The organism is Acetobacter oryzoeni, from assembly GCF_004014775.2.
GTDB lineage: Bacteria > Pseudomonadota > Alphaproteobacteria > Acetobacterales > Acetobacteraceae > Acetobacter > Acetobacter oryzoeni.
Window position 1 is genome coordinate 1,929,972 of the sequence record NZ_CP042808.1, and the last position, 21,388, is coordinate 1,951,359.

17 protein-coding genes are annotated in these 21,388 nt (G+C 54.2%); 14 read left to right on the plus strand and 3 right to left on the minus strand.

All coding sequences use genetic code 11. The annotated features are described in order from the left end of the window. Positions 1 to 108: 108 nt before the first annotated feature. From lpxC to EOV40_RS08895, 6 genes are all read left to right on the plus strand, one after another. Positions 109 to 1,089 (plus strand): UDP-3-O-acyl-N-acetylglucosamine deacetylase, encoded by a 981-nt coding sequence (lpxC, locus tag EOV40_RS08870; protein ID WP_128105696.1) that lies wholly within the window; start codon positions 109 to 111, stop codon positions 1,087 to 1,089. Positions 1,090 to 1,185: 96 nt separating this feature from the next. Next, the gene (locus EOV40_RS08875; RefSeq protein ID WP_128105697.1) at positions 1,186 to 2,223 is read left to right on the plus strand and encodes an outer membrane protein assembly factor BamD; all 1,038 of its coding nucleotides are present in this window, start codon (positions 1,186 to 1,188) and stop codon (positions 2,221 to 2,223) included. 157 nt (positions 2,224 to 2,380) lie between these two features. Continuing rightward, entirely contained in the window at positions 2,381 to 4,114 is a 1,734-nt protein-coding gene (gene recN / locus EOV40_RS08880) for a DNA repair protein RecN (protein WP_167506865.1), read from the plus strand. Next, a complete protein-coding gene (gene ligA, locus EOV40_RS08885; RefSeq protein WP_128105699.1) occupies positions 4,107 to 6,194 on the plus strand; it encodes an NAD-dependent DNA ligase LigA in 2,088 nt (695 codons plus the stop codon). Before recN ends, ligA begins: the two co-directional genes overlap by 8 nt. 223 nt (positions 6,195 to 6,417) lie before the next feature. Beyond that, positions 6,418 to 9,093 carry a pyruvate, phosphate dikinase gene (gene ppdK, locus EOV40_RS08890; RefSeq protein ID WP_128105700.1) on the plus strand — a complete coding sequence of 892 codons (2,676 nt, stop codon included), beginning with the start codon at positions 6,418 to 6,420 and terminating at the stop codon, positions 9,091 to 9,093. 50 nt (positions 9,094 to 9,143) lie between these two features. Continuing rightward, entirely contained in the window at positions 9,144 to 9,968 is an 825-nt protein-coding gene (locus EOV40_RS08895; protein WP_050818308.1) for a pyruvate, water dikinase regulatory protein, read from the plus strand. Positions 9,969 to 10,018: 50 nt separating this feature from the next. Here the strand turns inward: EOV40_RS08895 and EOV40_RS08900 are convergent, their stop codons facing one another. Next, entirely contained in the window at positions 10,019 to 10,477 is a 459-nt protein-coding gene (locus EOV40_RS08900; protein ID WP_087651874.1) for a hypothetical protein, read from the minus strand. 172 nt (positions 10,478 to 10,649) lie between these two features. On the opposite strand from EOV40_RS08900, the gene EOV40_RS08910 reads away from it, so the two are divergent. Beyond that, positions 10,650 to 11,249 (plus strand): IMPACT family protein, encoded by a 600-nt coding sequence (locus EOV40_RS08910; protein ID WP_128105701.1) that lies wholly within the window; start codon positions 10,650 to 10,652, stop codon positions 11,247 to 11,249. Here EOV40_RS08910 and EOV40_RS08915 read toward each other — a convergent pair. Beyond that, complete coding sequence (locus EOV40_RS08915) at positions 11,246 to 11,650, minus strand: hypothetical protein (RefSeq protein WP_003623098.1); 405 nt, start codon at positions 11,648 to 11,650, stop codon at positions 11,246 to 11,248. The genes EOV40_RS08910 and EOV40_RS08915 overlap by 4 nt on opposite strands. A gap of 291 nt (positions 11,651 to 11,941) precedes the next feature. Here EOV40_RS08915 and EOV40_RS08920 point away from each other — a divergent pair, with 291 nt between their 5' ends. The 6 genes from EOV40_RS08920 to EOV40_RS08945 all read left to right on the plus strand — a co-directional run bounded on the left by EOV40_RS08920 (position 11,942) and on the right by EOV40_RS08945 (position 18,430). After that, the gene (locus tag EOV40_RS08920; protein WP_050818311.1) at positions 11,942 to 13,321 is read left to right on the plus strand and encodes a class II 3-deoxy-7-phosphoheptulonate synthase; all 1,380 of its coding nucleotides are present in this window, start codon (positions 11,942 to 11,944) and stop codon (positions 13,319 to 13,321) included. Between the two features lie 80 nt (positions 13,322 to 13,401). Further along, entirely contained in the window at positions 13,402 to 14,649 is a 1,248-nt protein-coding gene (locus EOV40_RS08925; RefSeq protein ID WP_080986698.1) for a nicotinate phosphoribosyltransferase, read from the plus strand. Continuing rightward, a complete protein-coding gene (locus tag EOV40_RS08930) occupies positions 14,646 to 15,065 on the plus strand; it encodes a hypothetical protein (protein WP_042787758.1) in 420 nt (139 codons plus the stop codon). The genes EOV40_RS08925 and EOV40_RS08930 overlap by 4 nt, the downstream gene beginning before the upstream one ends. A gap of 56 nt (positions 15,066 to 15,121) precedes the next feature. Continuing rightward, the gene (gene gltX, locus EOV40_RS08935; RefSeq protein ID WP_128105702.1) at positions 15,122 to 16,450 is read left to right on the plus strand and encodes a glutamate--tRNA ligase; all 1,329 of its coding nucleotides are present in this window, start codon (positions 15,122 to 15,124) and stop codon (positions 16,448 to 16,450) included. A gap of 12 nt (positions 16,451 to 16,462) precedes the next feature. Next, positions 16,463 to 17,092, plus strand: coding sequence for a nicotinamidase (locus EOV40_RS08940; protein WP_128105703.1), 630 nt, complete (start codon positions 16,463 to 16,465; stop codon positions 17,090 to 17,092). Positions 17,093 to 17,125: 33 nt separating this feature from the next. Further along, positions 17,126 to 18,430: a lipoprotein pyruvate-formate lyase gene (locus EOV40_RS08945; RefSeq protein WP_128105704.1), complete on the plus strand. Its 1,305-nt coding sequence runs from the start codon at positions 17,126 to 17,128 to the stop codon at positions 18,428 to 18,430. Between the two features lie 5 nt (positions 18,431 to 18,435). On the opposite strand, the gene EOV40_RS08950 is transcribed toward EOV40_RS08945, so the two are convergent. Further along, on the minus strand, positions 18,436 to 20,808 hold the full coding sequence (locus EOV40_RS08950) for a heavy metal translocating P-type ATPase (RefSeq protein WP_128105705.1): 2,373 nt from the start codon (positions 20,806 to 20,808) through the stop codon (positions 18,436 to 18,438). Between the two features lie 123 nt (positions 20,809 to 20,931). Between EOV40_RS08950 and EOV40_RS15135 the strand changes: the two genes are divergently transcribed. Further along, a complete protein-coding gene (locus EOV40_RS15135) occupies positions 20,932 to 21,351 on the plus strand; it encodes a hypothetical protein (protein ID WP_208729135.1) in 420 nt (139 codons plus the stop codon). Positions 21,352 to 21,388 lie beyond the last annotated feature (37 nt).

The following is a 21,388-nucleotide window of genomic DNA, read 5'->3' on the forward strand; positions in this document are numbered from 1 at the left end:
CGCATTTTTTATGTAATAGATGGCAATAATCGTTGACTGGCTTCAACCAGAAACAAGCTTTAGCGTTGTTTTAACTTTCTATCTACGCAAGCATAGGATGCCCAGATAATGGACGGTCTGCTAAGGGAGCCACTCCTGTATTCCGATATTGTAGAAAGCCCAGCATCTTTTATGCGTTCTGTTAGGAAAGCCCCGTCTGCTTTGCAGCATACGCTGCGTCATGCCATTTCGTGCACTGGCACTGGGTTGCATACAGGGCAATCCATCCGCATGAGCTTACATCCTGCGCCTGCCGGACATGGAATTGTATTCCAGCGCACAGATCTCCCCAATGCGGCCCCTATTGCAGCACGATATGACAATGTTTTGGAAACACGCCTGAGCACCGTTTTGGGTGAAGCGCAGCACCCAGAAAACCGGGTGGCTACGGTTGAACATCTTATGGCAGCCCTGAACGGCTGCGGCGTAGATAATGCACTCATTCTGATTGACGGCCCAGAAACTCCAGTTTTTGATGGGTCTGCCGCCGATTTTGTATTTCTGCTGGATTGTGCCGGGCGGAAAGCACAGGATGCCCCACGTCGTTTTATTGAAGTCTGCAAACCCATTCGCATTTGCCACAATGATTCATGGGCCGAACTGCACCCTACCGCAGGCCACCATCTCCATCTTTCTCTGAGCATTGATTTTCCGGCAAAAGCCATTGGCCAGCAAAGCTATAGTGCAGAGCTTACACCGTGGTCTTTCCGGCATGAGCTGGCAAACAGCCGCACCTTTACCCTTAAAGCAGAAATTGAAGCCCTTCACCGTGCCGGACTGGCACGCGGTGGCTCACTCAACAATGCCATTGTGGTGGATGATGACCATATTCTAAATCCCTCAGGCCTTCGCAAACCGGACGAGTTTATCCGTCATAAGGTTATGGATGCAGTGGGAGATCTTTATCTTGCAGGCGGTGTATTACTGGGAGAGTTCCGCGGCCACAGATCTGGCCATGCCTTGAACAATCAGGTGCTGCGCGCTCTTTTTGCAGACCAGAATGCGTGGCGTGATATCACCACATCCCTCCCCGCAGCGTCTGCCGCCTGATGCCTTTTTGGCGCAATAACGAATCAATAGCTGTTTCATTGCTTTTCTTGCGCAGTGGGCATGCTATAAGATGCCGTCTCTAAATGAAGAGCCGGTATGTCTGATATTTGCATTAAACCACAGTTGCTTCGCCACGTTCTGCCCCGCGTGCTTTCAGTTGCCCTGCTGACAAGCTTGGCAGGCTGTGGCTTGTTTAATGAAAACAAGAAGCTTCCGCCGGCTCCCAAAATTGCTGCGCCTGAAACGCTTTACAATAACGGCATTGATGCCCTGCGTACCAGGCGCTATGCCCTTGCGGCTTCAGAGTTTGAAACGCTGCAGCAGAATTACCCATACTCTGGTTACATTGCGAATGCCCAGCTTATGGAAGGCTATGCGTATTACCTGAAAGGGAAATACCCTGAAGCCGTGCAGCAGCTTAACCGCTTTATTAGCCTACACCCCACCAGCTCAGATTCAGCTTACGCTTATTACCTGCGCGCATTGTGCTTTTATGAGCAGATTGCAGACGTCCAGCGCGATCAGCAGGGCACCGCTGAATCCATGGATGCGCTGGAAGAAGTGGTTACACGCTTTCCACAATCCAAATACGCACGTGATGCGCAGCTAAAAATTGATCTTTGCCGAGACCATCTGGCCGGTAAGGAAATGCTAGTTGGCCGCTATTATCAGCGCGAGAAAAACTACGAAGGCGCCATCAACCGCTACCAACGTGTGGTGCAGGATTTCCAGACCACCAACCATGTGCCCGAAGCTTTGGAACGTATGGTGGAAGTGTATCTGGATCTGGGCCTAACAGATCAGGCGCGTAAATCTGCCATTGTGCTGGGGTACAACTATCCCGGTAGCAAATGGTATCGGTATGCCTACGATAACCTGCACCGTTATCATTTGCTGACAGATAAGTTCCCTATTCCCGGTAAAGTTGTTTCCGCATCCGACATGCCAAAAGATGCAGAACCCGGAACGGCTGGCGCCAAAAAAGGTACGGCCATGGAACCAGATGCTCTGGCAACAGATACGCGGAATGAAAACACGCAGCCGCAGGCCATGCCTATCAAGGCAGCACCTGTTACGCCTGTAAAAGCCGAACCTACAGCGCCGGCGGATTCTGCAGGCTCACCTCCAAAATAAAGAACATATAGAGAACATTTTTCTGGCGGCTTGTGCCTGAAATGAGTATTGTGCGTTTGCCGCCCCATGCGGGCGGGGCAAGCAGGAAGCTATTGGCTTTTGTGTTTTGCCGTCTTTCCTGTCATTTGGGCGCAAGCCCGGAAAACCGGATGCCATTATGCTAACAAGCCTTTCCATCAGGGACGTTGTGCTGATTGAAACGCTCGATCTCTCACTCCATGCAGGGTTTACTGCACTTACGGGGGAAACCGGGGCGGGCAAATCCATTCTGCTAGACAGTTTGGGCCTTGCTATGGGTGATCGCGCCAGTGCCGGCCTAGTGCGTACTGGTGCGCCAGAAGCGCGCGTAACCGCCAGTTTTGATGTTTCTGCTTCACACGAGGCATTCGGAATCCTGCAAGAGCAGGACATTCCCGCAGAAGTGCAAGAGCCTTTGGTCCTCCGCCGCGTCATCTCCAAGGAAGGCCGCTCCCGTGCATGGATCAATGATCAGCCTGTTGGCATCACACTTTTGCGGCGCGTGGCGGCCACCCTTATTGAAATTCAAGGCCAGCACGAGCAAATGGGGCTGGCCGATTCCAGCACGCATCGCGGGCTGCTTGATGCATACGGCGTTAAACCTTCCCTTTTAAATAGTGTTGCCGGTGCATTTGACCGCTGGCAAACCCTGCGTTCAGAGCTTGCCAATGCGCATCGCGCATTAGAGGAAGCCGCACGAGAAGAAGAATGGCTGCGCCACACAGTTGATGAACTCACTGCCCTTGCCCCACAACCGGGTGAGGAAGAAGAACTGGCCCAGCAACGTCACGCTTTACAGCAAGCTGAACGGCGCGGAGAGGCTGTAGCCGCAGCCCTTTCTGAACTCACCCCCAGAGATAGACGATCCCCCGGCCCTGCCGCCGCTTTACGCGGGGCAACCCGCGCCCTGCTGCGCCTTGTGCCAACAAATGCTTCTGCTGCTCCCCCATCATCGGCAGAAGCCGAACCTCTGGAAGTCCGCACGACAGAGGCCCTCACGGCTTTGGAAAATGCCGAAAATGCCTTGGCAGAAGCCGAAAACCTGCTCTCCCGCCTGGCAGCAGATACAGAAGCCAACCCTCGGCTGCTGGAAGATACAGAAGAGCGCCTGTTTGCCCTGCGCACCGTGGCACGCAAACATTCCATTGCCGTAGATGATCTGGCAGATCTGCTGACTCGCCTTTCTGGCCGCCTGACGGCGCTGGAAAACGGCACCGCAGCGCTGGAATCTCTTAAAGTGGCCACTGAAGAAGCGCGCGTAACATATATTCAAAAAGCCGAAGCCCTGCACGAAGCCCGCACCAAGGCTGCCCGCAAAATGGAGCAGGCTGTTACAGCGGAATTAAAGCCTATCAAACTGGAAAAAGCACGCTTTCTGGTGGATATCAAAGTGCTTCCTGCTGAACAGTGGAGCCGACAGGGTATGGAGCAGGTGATCTTTCTGATCGCAGCCAACCCCGGCCAACCCGCAGGACCTTTGGCGAAGGTTGCTTCTGGTGGTGAACTCTCCCGCCTTATGCTGGCACTTAAACTGGTGCTGGCAGGTCAGTCTGGTATTGGCACGCTGATTTTTGATGAAATTGACGCAGGCGTTGGTGGCGCAACAGCCGCCGCCATTGGTGAACGTTTGCATCGGCTTGCACAAAATGTGCAGGTTCTAGCTGTTACCCATAGCCCTCAAGTGGCCGCCAGCGCAGATGCGCACCTGCGTATTGGCAAACTTACCCGCAACGGCCAGACCGTAACACACGCCACCCCGCTTACAGACACAGAGCGTAATGAGGAAATTGCGCGTATGCTGGCAGGTGATACAGTAACCGATGCCGCCCGCGCCGCCGCCGCCAGCCTGCTTGGACATGAGAATAATGCCTGAAACTGCCCTTCTTCCCGCCGACATGACACCCCAACAAGCACGGGAAGAACTGGAACGCCTTGCTGCCGAAATTGCCCACCACAATGCGGCCTATTATCGGCACGATGCTCCAGAAATCAGTGATGCAGAATATGATGCCCTGCGCCGGCGGTATGATGCCATTGTAGCCCAGTACCCAGAGGCCGAACCAGAAAACAGCGCAGCCCAAGCCGTAGGCGCCGCACCGGATACAGCTTTTGGCAAGCACATCCACCTTGTGCCCATGCTCTCACTAGATAACGTGTTTGACCGGGAAGATTTTGAAGGCTTTATCAGCCGCGCCACCCGCTTTTTGGGGCTGGATCAAAAAGCAACAGAACAACTGATCTTTGTAGGTGAACCCAAAATTGATGGTCTTTCCATCAGCCTGACCTACGAAAAAGGCCGTTTTGTGCGTGGCACCACCCGTGGCGATGGCACTGAGGGGGAAGACGTTACCGCCAATTTGCGTACGCTTAAGGATTTGCCGTTACGTCTTTCCGGCTCCTATCCCGATCTGATCGAAATTCGTGGTGAGGTTTTCCTTTCCAAAAAACACTTTCTGGAACTCAACGCCGCGCAGGAAGCAGCAAACAAGCGGTTGTTTGCCAACCCGCGCAACGCAGCTGCAGGCTCCCTGCGGCAGCTAGACCCCAAAATTACGGCGCAACGCCCGCTATCCTTGTTTGCCTATGCGCTTGGCTTTTGCTCAGAAAAAATCAGCCGCAGCCATTGGGCATATCTGGAACAACTCAAAGCATGGGGTTTTCCGGTTAATCCGCTTTCCCGCCAGATTAAAGGCGTGGAAGATGCCGAGGCCTTTTTTGCGGAAGTCAGCCAGAGCCGGGCTGAACTTGCCTACGATATTGATGGCGTTGTTTACAAAATTGATGATCTGGCCCTGCAGGAACGCTTGGGTTTTGCAGGCCGTGCCCCACGCTGGGCCATTGCGTGGAAGTTTCCGGCAGAACAAGCCATCACACGCCTGAAAGAGATAGAAATTCAGGTTGGCCGCACAGGTGCCCTCACCCCCGTTGCGCATTTAGAACCCGTAAATGTTGGCGGCGTGCTGGTTATGCGCGCCACCTTGCATAACGAAGATGAAATTGCGCGCAAGGATGTCCGCCCCGGTGATATGGTTTTCATCCAGCGTGCGGGGGATGTTATCCCGCAAGTGTTGGGTGTTGCACCTTCTTCAGATGCCACGCCTCGGCAGGCACCGTATCACTTCCCCGATCATTGCCCTGTTTGTGGGGCGGCGGCTGTTCGGCCAGAAGGAGAAGCTGTGCGCCGTTGCACGGGGGGGCTCACCTGCCCTGCGCAGGTTGTAGAACGGCTTATCCACTTTGTTTCCCGCCAAGCGTTTGACATTGAAGGTCTGGGAGACCGCAGCATTCGTGAATTTCATGATATCGGCCTGATTTTAACCCCGGGCGATATTTTCCGTCTGCATGAACACGCGGCAGACATAGAAAAACGCGATGGATGGGGCGAACAATCAGTTCAAAAGCTGCTGCAAGCTATAGAAAGCCGGCGCACCATTTCCCTTTCTCGCTTTATTTATGCGCTAGGTATCCGCCGCATTGGCGCCAGCAATGCCCGCCTGCTGGCACGCCATTACGGCACGTATGAAAACTGGTTCAGCCAGATGCAGGCTGCCGCCATTATCGGATCTGATGCCCGGCTGGAACTGGGCTCCATTACCGGCATAGGCACAGCCACAGCGGAAGATCTGGTGGCCTTTGTGGCAGAAGAACATAACCTGCAAACATTGGCAGATTTACGCGCAAACTTAACCATAACGGAAGAAACTGCGGCATCCGAAGGCGCATTGGCTGGCAAAACCATTGTGTTTACCGGCACCCTGCACACCATGACACGACCAGAAGCCAAAGCAACGGCAGAACGGATGGGTGCCAAGGTTTCGGATTCTGTATCCAAAAAGACAGATCTGGTTGTTCTGGGGGAAAAAGCTGGCTCGAAAGCTAAAAAGGCTGCGGAACTTGGCCTCCAGACCATGGATGAGGCTGAATGGAACGCTTTTTGCTCTGAGCAGGAATAACGGGGCGTTGCACACGTTTTTTTGTATTCTGATACAAAAGAGAGATTGCCCACCCAGCAAAACTGCGCCATGCTACCTTCCAACGAAGGGATGGATTACCAAAGTCGTCCAAAACCAAGAATAAAAATAGCACGCAGGCCAGCCTATCGCCCCGTTATCTCCTTTTCCTCCCCTCGGTCGGGGCTTTTGGCTTTACTGTATGCAGGAATGAAGTGAACGGCACATGACCAAGTGGATCTACAGTTTCGGCGCAGGCCAGAGCGAAGGCAACGCCGGGATGCGCAATCTCCTCGGCGGTAAGGGAGCCAATCTGGCAGAAATGGCCAATATCGGCCTGCCCGTCCCCCCCGGATTTACCATTACCACTGAAGTCTGCACGGCGTTCTACGAAAACGGACGGAAATACCCGGCTGAGCTGGAATCCCAGCTTGAAGAAGCTATGGGTCTGGTTGAAAAAGCCATGGGCCTGCGCTTTGGCGATGCCAATGCCCCCCTGCTTGTTTCTGTCCGTTCTGGCGCACGTGTTTCCATGCCCGGCATGATGGATACAGTTCTCAACCTGGGGCTGAATGACAGCACCGTTGAAGGGCTTGTAAAATCATCCGGTGATGCCCGGTTTGCATGGGATAGCTACCGCCGCTTCATTCAGATGTACGGCTCTGTTGTGCTGGGTGTTGCCCACCACCGCTTTGAAGATCTGCTTGAGCAGATCAAGCGTGCCATCGGCAAAGATGACGATACGTCTCTGAGCGCTGAAGAATGGCAGGAAGTCGTTAAAGGCTACAAACAGATTGTTCTGCAGGAAACCGGCACCGCCTTTCCTGAAAGCCCGAAGGAACAGCTTTGGGGCGCCATTGGGGCCGTGTTTGGCTCATGGATGAACCCACGCGCCAACACCTACCGCAAGCTGCATGATATTCCGGCAAGCTGGGGCACGGCTGTTAACGTGCAGTCCATGGTGTTCGGCAACATGGGTGATGATTGTGCCACCGGTGTCTGCTTCACGCGTGATCCTTCCACCGGTGAAAACATTTTCTACGGTGAATACCTGATTAACGCGCAGGGTGAAGACGTTGTGGCTGGTATCCGCACACCGCAGCCCATGGCTGCATCTCGTGCGGCTGAAGGCCAGGTGCCTATGGAAAAGGCCCTACCCAACGCGTATCAGGAACTGCTGAAAGTGCGCGATCTGCTGGAACGCCACTACCGCGATATGCAGGACATCGAGTTCACGGTGCAGGCCAACAAGCTGTACCTGCTCCAGACTCGTTCGGGCAAACGCACTGCCGCCGCTGCTTTGCGCATTGCCATTGATATGGCCAAGGAAAACCTGATCACGCAGGAAGAAGCCGTTAACCGCGTGCCACCTGCATCTCTTGATCAGCTCCTGCACCCTGTGCTGGACCCCAAGGCAGAACGTCAGCTTCTAACCCGCGGCCTTCCCGCTTCTCCGGGGGCGGCAACAGGCGTGATCGCGTTCTCTGCCGAGGACGTGGAAGACCGTGCTGCCAAAGGTGAAGATGTTATTCTGGTGCGGGTTGAAACCTCCCCGGAAGACGTGCACGGCATGCACGCTGCCCGCGGTGTGCTAACAACACGCGGCGGCATGACATCCCACGCAGCCGTGGTGGCCCGTGGCATGGGCCGCGTGTGCGTAGCCGGTGCTGGCAGCATTACTGTGGATTACAAAGCCCAGACCATGACAGTGGATGGTCATACGCTCAAAGCAGGTGACTGGCTAACGCTGGATGGCGGCACGGGTGCTGTTTACAAAGGCCGTGTTCCCACCATTCCGCCAACACTCTCAGGTGACTTTGCAACTCTTATGGGGTGGGCCGATTCCATCCGTCGCCTTGGTGTGCGCGCCAATGCTGAAACACCAGAAGATGCGGCAACAGCCCGTCGTTTTGGGGCTGAAGGTATTGGTCTGTGCCGCACAGAGCACATGTTCTTTGGCCCGGATCGGATTGGCCATGTGCGCCAGATGATCATGGCGGATGACAAAGCCACACGCGCCAAGGCCATTAACGCGCTTCTGCCCTTCCAGCGGAGTGATTTTACAGAACTGTTCCGCATTATGGCGGGGCTGCCTGTTACCATTCGTCTGCTTGATCCGCCGCTGCACGAGTTCCTGCCGCATGGTGAAGCAGAGCTGGAAGAAGTTGCCAAAGCGCTTGGGCAGGATGTTGAAACCCTGCGGGCTCGCCGTTCTGCGCTATCTGAAGCCAACCCAATGCTGGGCCACCGTGGCTGCCGTCTGGGTATTACATACCCCGAAATCTACGCCATGCAGGTGCGTGCCATTGCAGAAGCGGCTCTTGATATCGCCAAGGAAACAGGCAAGCCTGTTGCCCCGGAAATCATGATCCCGCTGATTGGCACAAAAGCAGAGCTGGATCTGGTGCGTAAAACCTGTGAAACCGCCATTGCTGACGTTCTTGCTGAACGCAAAGCAGAGCTGTCTTACAAGATCGGCACCATGATTGAGCTGCCACGCGCAGCCATTACGGCAGACCAGATTGCACAGAGTGCAGACTTCTTCTCCTTCGGCACAAACGATCTGACACAGACCACCCTTGGCCTCTCCCGCGATGATGCTGGCTCCTTCCTGCCAGAATACGTGGAAAAAGGGTTGCTGCCGCAGGATCCGTTTGTTTCGATCGACCGCGAAGGCGTTGGCGCACTGGTGCGTATGGGTGTTGAAAAAGGCCGCGCCACCAAGCCTGACATCAAACTGGGCATCTGTGGTGAACATGGGGGCGATCCGCTTTCCATCTCCTTCTTTGAGGAAGTTGGACTGGATTACGTTTCCTGCTCCCCCTTCCGGGTGCCCGTTGCCAGATTGGCCGCAGCACAGGCCGCACTGGCTGCCAAAAATAACAAGGCCGTAAAAGCCTGAACGAAAAGGTGGCCGCCTCTCACCGAGGCGGCCATTTTCAAATCCAGATCATGCAAAAAAAAATCACGCTCCACCTTGTCTCCGAAGCAACGGGCCAGACGCTGGATTCTGTTGCCCGCGCCTGTATTGCGCAGTTTCCCAATACAGAGGTGCATCTGCGCCACTGGAACCTTATTCGCACGCAGCTTCAGCTCCGCCGGGTTTTGCGGCATATCGCGCTAGACCGTGGGCCTGTGATGTCTTCATTAACAGACCCGACCTTGCAGGCTGATATGGAAGCTGGCTGCGCAAGCCTACAGGTAAGACTGTTGGACGTGCTGGATAATGCCCTCCACTTTCTGACGGAAGAAACGGGCGAAGAAGCGACACGTCATCCGGGTGGCCAGTACATCATGGATGAAAACTACTACCAGCGTATTGAAGCCATGCATTATGTGCTGGCGCATGATGATGGGCAGGAAACCAAGGGCCTGAACGAAGCAGATGTTATTCTGGTTGGTGTTTCGCGCGTTTCCAAAACACCTACATGCTTCTATCTGGCAAACCGGGGCCTAAAAGCCGCCAATGTGCCCTTGGTTATGGGCATTGAGCCACCGCAGGATCTGTTCACAACAGATAAACCCGTTATTGGCCTTACAATAGACCCGGAACGTCTGATTGAAATTCGCCGTAATCGGCTGTCTCAGATGGTGCCATCCAAGGCCAAGATCGATCCGGTAGCAGATTACGCCTATATTGATCTGGAAAAGGTGCAGGAAGAACTGCACTGGGCGCGCCGCTTATGCCGCCGCCATAACTGGCCGGTTATTGATGTTACCCGCCGGTCTATTGAGGAAACATCCGCTGCTATTCTGGATCTGATTTCCGCTGGGTAAAAATACCTTCTTCTTTCTGATATGACCCAGAAAGAAGAAGGAAACCCGTTTTATTCAGCCATTTCTGCTGGGGTCAGGTGTTGGATGCGTATCGCCTGCCCTTGTGCATTATAATAAATAATGCTGCTTCCACGCCGCTGCGCATAACCATCTGGCTTGCCATCCTGTGTCCAGAATAACAGCCGATTGGCATCGGGCTGTTCCTGAACTTTATCGCCTTCTGGTTTGTAGCGATATTTGCTGAAATCTTTATGGGCACGTGGCAATGGCGGTTTGGTTGCCAACTTGTGCATATCTGCAGGGCGATGCGTTTCTGCATCGTCATCATCGCCCATCCCTTCTTCTGCCATGGCAGAAGGCATATTCAGAACAGGCAGAGCAACTGCGCAAATACCTGCCACAACTAACCACTTCTTACGCAACACAGGCATCATGCTGCTGCTTTCCTTTTTCTGCTTCACTGCCAACAGATATATGGTCTGGCAGCAGTGAAAGGCCATTGTTCCCATATATTGGAACAAAACGATCCTACACCCAACAGAGCAAGCCTGTTTTTCACCATCCTGTCATGCCCTTTTACCAAAGAAACATCCTTAATAAGGCCATAACAGCGATATTCTGCGTATATATCCGCCAGAATACATGTTTGCGGGGCTTTAGGCAGGCTGTATCATCAAGCGCATGACCGAAACGCTTCTCAGCCCCTTTACTCTGGAACGGGATATTAAAAAAAGCCGCTTTCTCGCCAGCGCTACGCCCATAAACAGCATAGAAGAGGCCGAAGCTTTTATCAGCCGTATTGCTGCGGCAGGGCCAGATGCCACGCATCATTGCTGGGCATGGCAGTTTGGCCCGCACTGCCGCTGCCATGATGCCGGAGAACCATCGGGCACTGCCGGGCGGCCCATTTTACAAGTTGTTGTTGCACAAAAGCTTGATCGGGTTGCCATTGTGGTGTCGCGCTGGTTTGGCGGCATCAAGCTTGGGGCTGGCGGCCTTGTGCGCGCTTATGCGGGCACTGCGGCAGAATGTTTGCGGGAAGCCCCCAAAGAACCGCTGATAGACCGTATCAAGCTGAGCTTTCATTGCCCGTTTTCACTTATCGGGCTGCTGCAGTCTCGTCTACCTGAATGGGGTGTTGAGGCTGACACGCCAGAATTTGATGCTCTGGGGGCCCAGTTCGTTCTTACGCTGCCAGCAGAATGGCAGGAAGGCATCACCCAACGCATCACAGACCTGACAAATGGTCAGGCCCAGATACACGTGGTGGAAGAAAATTAGCGCGGGATAACCCACCCGTTGCCGGTAGAATCCCCAACCTGCCCAGAACCAAACGGCCCGCTGCTCTGATAGGCAGAACCGTATTTGGAAATATCGGAACCGGTTACCGAGTCACGATGCACCTTGGCCAGATGATCTGGATCTGCGCCATGCTGGAAATCCATAGATGGTGCATCCTGGTACCCCGGCGGCAGGTTACGATGCCCATGAACAGTCTTCTTTTCAGAAGACTGGCTCTGCTGGCCATTGGAATCGAGGCTGCCAGAACCTTCAGCAAAGGAAACATTATCATCTGGCATCAGGGCCGGATCTGCATAAGCTGCAGAAATACCAGCCATAAGGCCAAAACCAACACATATGCCCGAAAGCACCGTTACAAACGGTTTACGCAGCTGCGCCATTGCGCGTTACCCCGCGAAAAAATGAAAATTTACCCTGCCCGAAAAACCGTTCCAGCCGGGCTGTGCTGGTGCTATATTGCACCAACGTGGCAAAATGCCAAACCAAACGGCCATATGCCCGCCATACATTAAAGGCAGGCGCGCGCATTTGGTATAAAGATCAGATTTGCCTATTGCCGCTGTTTTAGACATAAAGGCTTCCCCTTGGCATCCGTAAGCGGGTGCAAAGTGCTTTATGTCTCTTTATTCAATCTTTGACCTGACCACCCTTAAACTGACAGGAACCGCGTTATGAGTGCAACGCTCACCCAGCCCAACCCGACGTCTGCGACCTGGATGCCGGATAGCTGGCGTTCGTTTCCCGTAAAGCAGATTCCCAGTTATCCGGATCAGGCCGCGCTTAAAACGGTTGAAGACCGGCTGAGTTCCTATCCGCCGCTGGTGTTTGCCGGGGAAGTGCGCACCCTGCGCAACCATCTGGCTCAGGCCGCTGCCGGGCAGGCCTTTGTGCTGCAAGGCGGCGCATGCGCTGAAAGCTTTGGTGAATTTAAAGCCAATATCGTGCGCGATACCTTCCGCGTGCTGTTGCAGATGGCCGTGGTGCTGACATTTGGCGCCAAGGTGCCGGTTGTTAAAATTGGCCGTATGGCTGGCCAGTTCGCCAAGCCGCGCTCTTCCGATACGGAAACCGTAAATGGCGTCACCCTGCCATCTTACCGGGGTGACATTATTAACGGTTCAGACTTTACGCCTGAATCCCGCATCCCTGATCCTGCACGGATGGAAACCGGCTATTTTCAGTCCACCGGTATCCAGAACCTGCTGCGTGCGTTCTCGCACGGTGGGTATGCCAACCTGCATCAGGTGCACCGCTGGAATCTGGGCTTTGTGGAGCGTTCTCCCCTTTCCAACCGTTACCGCGTAATGGCGGAACGCATTGGGGAAACGCTAGCATTCATGCAGGCCTGTGGGCTGAACGCTGCATCTGCCCCGCAGATTGATGAAACAGAGTTCTACACCTCTCACGAAGCGCTACTGCTGCCTTATGAGCAGGCTCTGACACGCATCGACTCGACATCTGGTGAATGGTACGACTGCTCCGCCCACTTTGTGTGGATTGGGGATCGTACCCGCCAGCCTGATGGCGCGCATGTGGAGTTCCTGCGTGGTGTGCGTAACCCTATCGGCATTAAGGTTGGCCCCACCACCAGCGTGGAAGACATTAAAAAGCTGACAGAAATTCTGAACCCGAAAAACGAAGCCGGGCGTATTACGCTTATCTCTCGTATGGGTGCAGATAAGATTACAGAAAAACTGCCCCCACTTATGCGGGCCGTAAAAGCGACCGGGCAGACTGTAACGTGGCTGACAGACCCGATGCACGGCAACACCACATCCACACAGCAGAAAATCAAAACCCGTTCCTTCGATTCCATCGTGAAGGAAGTAAAAGGGTTCTTTGCTGTCTGTGCGGCAGAAAACGTGCCTGCTGGTGGCGTGCATCTGGAAATGACAGGCCAGAACGTAACGGAATGCGTAGGTGGTGCGCATTGCCTGACAGAAGAAGATCTGGGCAATCGTTACGAAACCTTCTGTGACCCGCGCCTGAATGCCGAACAATCCTTGGAACTGGCATTCCTGATTGCGGAAGAACTCAAAAGCGAACGCTAAGGCAAACACGCTTTTATGAACTCAGCCTGAACATTCAGGCTGATCACAGAACCGGGGGGTGGGGTTTACCTTGCCCCCTGTTGTTCCCATCATCCCTGCAGCCCCAATGGCAGAAAGAGCAGATCAGGATGACGCATTCCTTCTCCAAACCTTCAGCTGGCGTCTGTTCCGCCCGCACAGCAGCACCGCTTTCCGATGCGGAAATTCGCGCGCGCACAGATTCCTACTTTAATCGTACCCGCCAGATTGTAAGCCGGTTTGGAGATTGTGAGGTTACATACGCCTTCTTTATCCGTCGTCCGGTTATTTCTGCTCCGGGGCTGATGCTGGAATGGCTGAAAAATGTTATGGCCCAGCGTCAAGCCCCCTACACCGTAGATGTGGTGCACCCAGAAGGTGAATGGGTAGGTGCTGGTGAGCCGCTGGTTTACGTAACAGGCTCCTTTACCCATCTGGCGGATTTAGAAACACTGCTGTTGCAAAAACTCGGCAGCCCATGTGTTGCAGCACACCGCGCTTACCAGATGGCGCTTTCCCTACCCCATACCCGCTTTTTGGCCATGGATGCCCGCCATTGCGCCGGGTATGAAATGCAGGAGCTTATGGCATATGCGGCTTCTGTTGGGGGGCGTGAGGCGCAGGAAAACGGGGCTATAGGGTTTGTAGGCACAGCCAATGATGCCGTAGCACCCTTTTTTGGGGGCACACATGGCGCAGGCACCATGCCTCATGCCTTAATTGGCTATGCGGGCTCTACCGTGCGTGCGGCTGAAATGTTCCATGCAGAATTCCCGCATACAGACCTTGTGGTGCTGGTAGATTACTTTGGGCAGGAAATTACGGACGCACTAGCCGTTTGCAATCGCTTTCCCAAACTGGCGGCAGAAGGCAAACTGGCTGTCAGGCTGGATACGCATGGTGGCCGCTTTATGCAGGGGTTAAACCCGCAGGAATCCTATGCGGTGGTCAACCGTCATGCGCCAGAGGCACTGCGCCGTTACCGGTCTGATAAAGAACTGCGTTACCTGATTGGCACAGGTGTTTCTGCCGCAGCCATTTGGAAAATGCGTGAAGAGCTGGACCACGCAGGTTTTCCGCACGTTAAAATTATTGCCTCATCTGGCTTCGGCGTAACCAAATGCGCCTGTATGGCGGATGCACACGCCCCTATTGATGTTGTTGGCACAGGCTCCTTTATTCCTGAACTGTGGAACGAAACCTACGCCACAGCCGATATTGTCTCCTACAACGGCGTTGAACGGGTAAAAATCGGGCGGGAATTCCTTCTTCCCTCCTTCCGCAAAACCACCAAAGGCGAACAGGCATGACCGAGAAGACTGATACCGAAGACAAAACATGGAAAGTTCGCATTCTGGATCTTTCTGGGGGTGCGGAAGATAACATTGTGGAAGATGTTGGCGTTTTTCATGATCTGGCCCACGCCAACGCATTTGCCCGCGCCTATGTGCGCGACAGTGTAGAACGCTGCCGCACCCCCGGCGCCAGCGCCAAAGATGTGCTGACAACGTGGTTCAGCTTTGGTGAAGATGCCGTTGTGCTGGATGCAGGTGAAGATGGCTGGCATTCCGCCAATGAGCTGGATGATTTTACAGCCCACCGCGCAACACCGATGGAACGAGACTGGCGCGCGCTGGACCCGCGCCGGCTGGTTGAAGATAACGAAGACCTGACAGACCTTTACGGCACGACAGACGATGCCGATAATGGCGGCCACCAGCACTAACACAGCATAACGCTGTGGCTGGCCTTTCCTGTTCATTCGCGCCATAAGCTTCTGTCATGAAACTCCGTTTTGCTCCCAGCCCTACCGGCCTCCTGCATGTTGGCAATGCCCGTCAGGCACTTGCCAATGCCCTTTACGCCCGCCGCCACGGTGGCCAATTCCAACTTCGTATTGATGATACGGACATCGGCCGCTCCCGCGAGGAGCTGGTGGAAGCTATCCAGAAAGATCTGCACTGGATGGGCATTCAGTGGGATGAAACCTTCCGGCAGACAGAACGGCTGGACCGCTACGCTGCAGCTATTGAGAAGCTGAAGGCTTCTGGCCACCTTTACCCCTGCTTTGAAAGCGAGCAGGAACTGGCCGCCAAGCGCGAAACACAGATCCGCCAGCGCCGCGCCCCGGTTTATGACCGCGCCATGCTGAAAATGACCCCCCAGCAGCGCGCCCAGGCAGAAGCAAATGGTAAAGTGCCCTATTGGCGCTTCAAGCTATCCAACACCACCGTGCGCTGGCGCGATATGGTGATGGGCGATTGCCAGGTTAAACTCCCTTCTGTTTCAGACCCCGTTCTGGTGCGCACAGATGGCACGGTGCTGTACACACTGGCCTCTGTTGTGGATGATCTGGAAACAGGCATTACCCACATTATCCGTGGGGAAGACCACGTGACCAACACGGGCGTGCAGATTGATATTGCCCAAGCCCTTGGCGCACATCCTGACCATTTCCGTTTTGCACATCTGCCGCTGCTGCTTGATGAAAACGGTGGCAAACTTTCCAAACGCTTTGATGCGTGTTCACTACGCACATTCCGTCAGGACGGCATAGAAGCAACCGCGCTGATCTCCTACCTTGCCCGCCTTGGTTCTTCGGATGATCCGGTGCTGCTCCCGTTTGATGAGCAGGCCAAGATATACGATATTTCCCATATCTCCCGCTCTGCAGCACGGTTTGATACCCGCCAGCTTCTGGCCATGAACCATAAGCTGCTGGCCCAGACACCCTATGCAGATGTGGCTGACAGATTGCCTAAAGGCGCGACCGAAGCCTTCTGGCTGGCTATTCGCGGGAATATCGAACTGCTTTCAGAAGCACGCCTGTGGCATAATATAACGGATGGAGACATCATCCCTCCTGTGCAGGAAGGTGAAGATGACTTCCTGAAAGAAGCCGCCAGCTTGTTGCCGCCTGAACCGTGGGATGAAACCACATGGAAGGCATGGACAACCGCTGTGCGTGAAAAAACGGGCCGTTCTGGCAAAGCCCTGTTTCACCCCCTCCGTCTGGCACTGACAGGGGAAGAACAAGGGCCGGAACTGCGTGATCTTCTGCCGTTAATTGGCCGCTCCCGCGCCTTGGCCCGGCTGCTTCCTTCTGCATAAAGAGTAACACACATGCCTCTGCAATCAGCGCCTTCCCTTCCTGCCTTTATACCGGGCAAAACGGATGCGCTGATTGTGGTGGATGTGCAGAACGATTTTCTGCCAGATGGCGCTCTGCCTGTGCCCAAAGGTCATACCATTGTGCCTGTTATTAACAGATTGGCACATTTACCTTTTGGGTTGATCGTGACCTCGCAGGACTGGCACCCATCCGATCATGTTTCTTTCAAAACCACTCATCAGAACGGTCTGTGGCCTCCACATTGTGTAGCCAATACACACGGAGCAGACTTTCCCCAAGATTTACACCTGCCTGAACGTACCCTGCACCTGTTTAAAGGCGCACAATCCGATCAGGACAGTTACTCTGCTTTTGGGGCTCAAACACAGTCGGGCCAGTTGCTTGATGCTGTTTTAAAACAGCATGGCATCACACGTGTTTTTGTATGTGGCTTGGCATTGGAATACTGCGTGCAAGCCACTGCACTAGATGCACAAAAAGCCGGATATACAACCGTGCTTCTTACAGATGCCACCCAAGGTCTAGAGTCTGACCTCACCCCCACTTTAATGGCCTGTCAGGCAAAAGGTATTTTGCTGTATTCTGGTTTACAATTACACACACCTTACTTAACGCGCTGATTCATACCCTACGCAAACCAGCCAGAGGTTTTTATGCGTAACAGTCTTTCTCGCCGTCGTTTTAGTCTTTGCTGTGCTGGTATGGGCATTTCTGCTCTGGCTGGACCACCCATTGTTGCACGTGCAACATCTATTCCCGAACTGATGGAACGCGAGCCGCCCATGCTGGAAACCCTTAAATGGGCACCGCATGTGCATAAGGCCATTCAGACCGTTATCAACGCCAACGGGCAATATTCCTCCACCTACAACCCGCAGCGCCGGCCCTACGTGGTGGTGGACTGGAACAACACAGCCATTGTGGGCGATGTGCAGGAAACGCTGTTCCTCTACATGCTGGAACACTTTAGTTTTCTGATGCGTGCAGATGAATTCCGGCATCTCATCCACGTGCATGCATTTGCGCACCCCTTACCGGCACCATTTGTTAATATGGCCGGGCAACCTGTTTCCTTTCCTGTGCTGGTGGATGATCTGATAGAGGATTACCGTGCACTGGCAGCCCGTTATGGGCACATGCCCCACCCACTCCCACGGGATGTGTTGGCAAAAGATGTCACTCTTCAAGCTTTTCGGGCCAGAATGGCCTTTTGCCAACAGGCTGTTGCCACACTACATGGGCCAGAAGCCGCACAACGCTGGATGATACGGCTGGTCGCAGGGCAGACGGCAACAGACGTTATAGCCCTTAGCCGTGCCGCTAACGAATGGTGCCTTGGGGCTTCCATAACCACGCAAACATGGGAATGCCCGGCAGAACGCCCCGGCAAGGCAGGCCCGGTATCTACCAAAGTTGTGCAAGCTCTGCGCCTTACGCCGGAAATGGCCAACCTGTTCCAGATCTTGCAAGAACACGGGATAGACCCGGTTATCTGCACCTCCGGCATGGAGGATATTACGGCGCTTTTCGCCACATCGGCTGAATATGGATACAACCTGCCGCGTGAACATGTTTTTGGCGCACGTTTGGCCGAGCGTAAAAAAATCCTGCTTTCCACCGAGGTCGCACATTACCCCTTCCCGGCAGATGCAGGAAAAACCGCCATTATTCACAAATACTTTGTCGCAAAACGGCAAATGTCGCCGCTCATGATTTTTGCGGGAGAAGATTGCTCAGCGCATATGCTGGAAGCTTTTCCTGACAGCAAGCTGAACTGTCTGATAAACCGCAAACAATCCGCCCCCATGCAGAAATTTTTGCAAAAGGCCGCACAATCTGCCTCAGACACCGCGCCCCGGCAGTTTTACCTGCAAGGGCGTGATGAAAACACAGGGGAATGGCTGCCAGAAGAAGGCAGTATTCTATTGGGGGAAACCAATCCTTCCCTCCCCACCTGATAGAATTAGGATTTGGGCTTCCACCGGTTCAGCAACAAAGAATTGCTGACAACGGAAACAGAACTCATCGCCATGGCAGCCCCTGCCAAAACCGGGTCCAGCTTACCAAGGGCTGCCAAAGGCAAACCGAGAACATTGTAAATAAAAGCAAAAAACAGGTTCTGCCATATTTTGGAAACCGTGGCGCGTGAGAGAGAAAGCGCATCCACCAAAGCCAGTAAGTTGCTGCGCATTAGCACAACATCGGCCGTTTCCAAGGCAATATCTGCCCCAGCACCTATGGCAAAACCAACATCGGCAGAGGCTAGAGCTGGGGCATCATTAATACCATCGCCCACCATGCCCACGCACTTGCCCTGCTCTTTCAGTTTACGAATTTCAGCCTCTTTGCCATCTGGCAGCACGCCAGCAATAACTGTTTTTATGCCCACCTGCTGGGCCACGGCCTGCGCCACACGGGCGTTGTCCCCCGTAAGCATCACCACATCCAAACCCTGCTGCTGCAAGGCTGCTACTGCTTCTTGCGCTTCTGGGCGGATCTGATCTGCCAGCACAAACCATGCCAAAACCGTTTGCCCCTGCGCCACACCCACAACTGTACGCCCCTGCTGTTGCCAGCTTTGGGTAAGATCAGGATCGATCGTGCACCCCAAGGTATCCAGATATGCAGGAGAACCCAACGCAATAGGGTGGCCCTGATATTCTGCTCTAACACCCTGCCCCGGCACAGCCTGAAAGCCAGATATTTCTGCCGCAGTAACATCCTGCGCACGTGCATAGTTCACAACCGCACGCGCTAACGGATGTTCGGATTGGCTTTCCAGCGCATATGCCACGGCAAGTACATCATGTGCAAAAACATGCTCTGCCACCTGAACATCCACAACTGCGGGCTGCCCTTGGGTTAAGGTGCCTGTTTTATCCACCACAAGCGTTGTGAGCTTGCGTGTCTGTTCCAGCGCATCTGCATTACGGAACAAGATTCCCGCACGTGCGCCCAGCCCCGTGCCCACCATAATGGCGGTAGGAGTAGCCAACCCCAAAGAGCACGGGCAGGCGATGACCAGCACGGAAATAGCGTTAACAAGGCTTTGGTCCCACACACCTGTTAGCAACCAGCCTGTGGCAAATGTCAGCACAGCCAGCGCCAGCACCACCGGCACAAAAACAGACGCCACCTTATCTGCCAGCCGCTGCACACTGGCTTTGCTGCCCTGTGCCTGCTCTACCATATGCACAATGCCTGCCAGCACTGTCTGGCTGCCAACACCGGTTACTTTGGCGCGCAGGGCTCCTGTCTGGTTTAATGTGCCTGCAAACACGTTGGCACCCGTTTGCTTGGCAACAGGCACACTCTCACCCGTCAGCATGGCCTCGTTCACATCCGATGCACCAGAAAGCACCACACCATCTACCGGAATACTCTCACCGGGGCGCACCAGAAACACATTGCCCACTTGTAACTGCTCTACGGGCTCATCGGTTATCTGCCCAGCGCGTTCAACATGTGCTGTTCTGGGCTGAAGCCGCAGCAGGCTTTCCATACCAGCACCTGCGCGCGCCTTGGCGCGGGCCTCCAACAAACGGCCCAGCAATACCAGCGTAATCACCAGTGCGCTGGCCTCAAAATAAACAGGCTGATCTAGCCCAAACAGCACCACAACCGCGCTGAAGCCATAGGCAATGCTGGTGCCCAAAACCACCAGTACATCCATGGTGGCGGCACCGCTGCGCAATGCGTGCCATGCACCCGCATAAAAGGAGCGGCCACACCAAAACTGCACCACAGTAGCCAAAACAAGCTGCACCCATAGCGGCAACATAACCGTATGGTGTGCGCCTACCATCATACCCACCATTTCCAGCAGAAATGGCAGGCTTAAAACCGCAGCCAGCACAAAACCTGTTAGTGCGGTGCGCCATTCCTTCTGCCGCTGATGTTTGGCTTCTTCCGCTGTTTTCTGTTGGAAGACACTTGCGCCATATCCGGCTTTTTCTACCCCAGCTATCAGCGCCTGCGCGGTAACTATGCCGGGAACAAAAGTAACGTGTGCACGCTCGGTAGCCAGATTAACGTTTGCATGCACAGATGGCAGGGCGTTCAGCACATTTTCCACCCGTCCGGCACAGCCCGCACAAGAAAGCCCTGTCAGAGCCAGATCCACGCTGGATGTCTGCGCTCCAAACCCGGCTTTGGTAACGGCGTCCAATATATCCGTTACGTTGCTTGCACCTGCTCCCAAATCAACCTGTGCCTTGGCCGTTGCAAAATTGACAGAGGCCTGCACACCCTCCAGCCTGTTCAGCACTTTTTCCAGCCGGGCAGCGCATGCGGCGCAGGACATCCCTTCTACCGGGAAACTGATTGTCTGGCTCATTCACCCTACTCCGCCTGTAACTGCCACGCCTGCGCACCGCACCAGAAAACCACTATGATACGACTTCCTGCTTTGCAGGACATTTTCTTGCTCTCATATACACATTGCAGATATGGTGGCGAGATGATGGATCGCATCCTGCCTTTCAGAAAAATTCTGAGCGGCCTGCTTTTTGTAGCAGTGCTGATAAGCTTGCATGCGCTTTTGCCGGGCAAGATATTTGCATCCGCCCACGCCATGACGAACTGGCACACAGGCTTACAATCTGCCGAGTGCCATTCTCATGCTTCCATGAACATGCCGATGGAACATCATGCGGCACATGCTGCTCATTGTGCATTGCAAACCCATACACACCATCATCAACAGCATTGTTGCCAGCCAGACTGCTCTGCAGCCGGCCTTTCTGCGCTTCTGCCTTATACGCCTGCGCATGATGCTGCATGGCAAATGCCTGCGCATCGGTTACGCAGGAATGTTTTATTCCTGCCAGATTACACAGCAGATCCCCTGCTCAGACCACCCAAACTGCATAACGCCTGATTTTTCATACGTTTTAATCAGTCGGTCTGCGCGTTCC